2 protein-coding genes are annotated in these 2,618 nt (G+C 67.8%); both read left to right on the top strand.

Annotated elements, in window-relative coordinates; genetic code table 11:
- The first annotated feature begins 204 nt into the window (after positions 1-204).
- A complete protein-coding gene (gene istA / locus ABD339_RS33370; RefSeq protein WP_425576178.1) occupies positions 205-1,680 on the top strand; it encodes an IS21 family transposase in 1,476 nt (491 codons plus the stop codon).
- Between the two features lie 60 nt (positions 1,681-1,740).
- Positions 1,741-2,514, top strand: coding sequence for an IS21-like element helper ATPase IstB (gene istB, locus ABD339_RS33365; protein ID WP_344570927.1), 774 nt, complete (start codon positions 1,741-1,743; stop codon positions 2,512-2,514).
- Positions 2,515-2,618: the final 104 nt, after the last annotated feature.

The raw sequence follows: 2,618 nt of genomic DNA, 5'->3' as shown, positions 1-2,618 counted from the left end.
TGACGGTGGCCGTGACAAAGTCCAGATGTGCGGCCAGCCGAGTCCAGGCTGATGGCCACCGGAATTCCAGGTGGATGGCCGTCTGACCAGTGGTGTTCCTGATCACTTCCTTAACTGGAGGAGACCCCTCCGCCCGTTTGCTGGTGTTTGCGCGCATCAGCTACCGGCCGGAGAGGTCCTGTGACGAAGTCTGACACGGAGATTATGGAAATCCTTGAGGCGTACGACCTGACCGGGACGGTCTGGTCGGCGGCGACCTTGACGGGGCACGACCCGAAGACGGTCAAGCGGTATGTCGAGGCCCGCAACGGCGGGCGCAATCCCTATGAGCGAGAGCCGCGGCCGAAGATGATCGACGCGTTCCTGGAGAAGGTCGAGGAGTGGGTCGAGCAGTCGAAGGCGACGATCCGCGCCGATGTGGTCCACGAGAAGCTCGTGAAGATGGGCTACCGGGGCAGCGCGCGCTCGACGAGACGGGCGGTGAACGCGGCAAAACTGGCGTGGAAGGCGGGCAAGCGCCGCACCTACCGGCCGTGGATTCCCGAGCCGGGCCGGTGGCTGCAGTTCGACTGGGGCGAGGGTCCGCGCATCGCGGGGCGTCGGACCTGGCTGTTCTGCGCTTGGCTGTCCTGGTCGCGGTTCCGGGTCGTGATCCCGGTCTGGGACTGCACGTTGGGCACGCTGGTGGCCTGTTTGGACACCACGCTCAGGCGGATTGGCGGGGCGCCGACGTATGTGCTGACCGACAATGCGAAGACGGTGACCGTCGAGCACATCGCCGGGATTCCGGTGCGGCATCCGCAGATGGTCGCCGCGGGCCGGCATTACGGCTGCCAGGTGGTCAGTTGCGTGCCCTACGACCCGGAATCGAAGGGCGGTGCGGAGGCCACCGTCCGCATCGCGAAGGCCGACCTGGTGCCCACCAGCGCGAACCTGCTGTCCGCCTACGACTCGTTCGCCGAGCTCGCCGATGCCTGCCTGACCTGGTGCGATGCCGTGAACTCGCGGCGTCACCGGGCGACTGGGCAGATACCCGTGAGTCGTCTGGACGTCGAACGCACCACGCTGCATGTCCTTCCCATCGAGCCGCTCGCGCTCGCACTGGGCGAGGAGAGACTGGTCGGCTCGGACCGCACAATCAGCTTCAACGCGGTGCGCTACTCGACCCCGCCGGGCTATACCGGTGCCAAGGTGTGGTGCCGGGTGGTCGGCGAAGAACTGTCCATCACTGCCCGCACCAACTCCGGGGATCTCTCGGAGATTTGGCGCCACCAGCTTTCCACCCCGGGTGTTCCGCAGATCATCGACGCCCACTATCCCGACCATCCCGACGGCCGCAGCATCCACCAGCCGAGGCTGCAGCCCCGCTCGGAAGCGGAGATCGCATTCGTGGGCATCGGCCCCGGCGCCGGGCGCTGGCTCAAGGAGGCCGGACCCGCCGGCGCGGTCCGCATCCGCGCCAAGATGGCCCGCGCGGTCGAGCTGGCCACCGTCCTGGGCAACGACAAAGTCGACCAGGCACTCGGATTGGCCGCCACGGCCGGGCGGTTCGCCGACGACGACCTGCTCTCGATCCTGGGACACATCGCGGACAGCAAGCCCGCCGGCGAGGTCGTCCGGGCCGACGAGTCCCACTCCGTCCAGAACGGAACCATCGGCTGGCAGGCCCTGGGCCGCTGAGCCAACATCCCGCCCACCACCACATTCTGACTGCACGTCAACCAAGAGAACGGCACCTCCATGAGTTTTCCCAGCCCGCCCGCCCTCCCCGAGGAACTCGACAAGCTCATGCGCCGCATGCGCCTGCCCTATATGCGTAAAGCCGCCCCGGACGTCCTGGCCACCGCCCGCGCCCAACGCTGGGACCCCGCCGAGGTGTTGCGGCTGCTGATAGCCGAGGAGGTCACCGGCCGCGACGCGGCCACCCGGCGTCTTCGCCGCCACTCGGCGAACTTCCCCACCGGCAAGACCCTGGGCTCCTGGCGGGCCGAGGACTCCACCATCCCCGAACCCACCCAGAACTCCCTGATCACGCTGGAGTGGATCGGCCGCGCCGAGAACTTGGTGATCGCCGGCCCCTCGGGGACGGGCAAGAGCCACTTCACCGAGGGCCTGGCCCAGGCCGCGATCGAGAAGGACCTGCGCGTGTCCTGGTTCACCCTGGAGACGCTGAGCGCCGCGATCGGGAAGTCGAAGGTCGACGGGTCGACCGCGCGGACCGTCGCCCGGATCTGCCGCGCGGACCTCATCGTCATCGACGACATCGGCCTGCTGCCCGTCGGGGAAGACGCAGCCGAGGCGTTCTACCGGATCATCGATGCCGCCTACGAGCGCCGGTCCATCGCTGTGACCAGCAACATCCACCCCTCGGGCTTCGACACGATCATGCCGAAGACTCTCGCGGGCGCGAGCACCGACCGCCTCATGCACCACGCTCACCTCGTGACCACCACCGGCGACTCGCACCGCCTCGCCGAGGCCCTCGCCGGGAAGGGAGTGGTCCCCTTGAGCTGACCCTCACCCCCAGGAACACCACTGGCCACACACCTGGGTTTCTGATGGCCACCAGCCTGGACACTCAACGGCCACCTACCTGGGCATCTCAATGACCGTTGACA

It is taken from the genome of Streptomyces axinellae (assembly GCF_039532135.1).
Classification (GTDB): domain Bacteria; phylum Actinomycetota; class Actinomycetes; order Streptomycetales; family Streptomycetaceae; genus Streptomyces; species Streptomyces axinellae.
The sequence above is the reverse complement of the archived record's forward strand: the minus strand, read 5'-3'. Positions and strand labels throughout refer to the sequence as shown.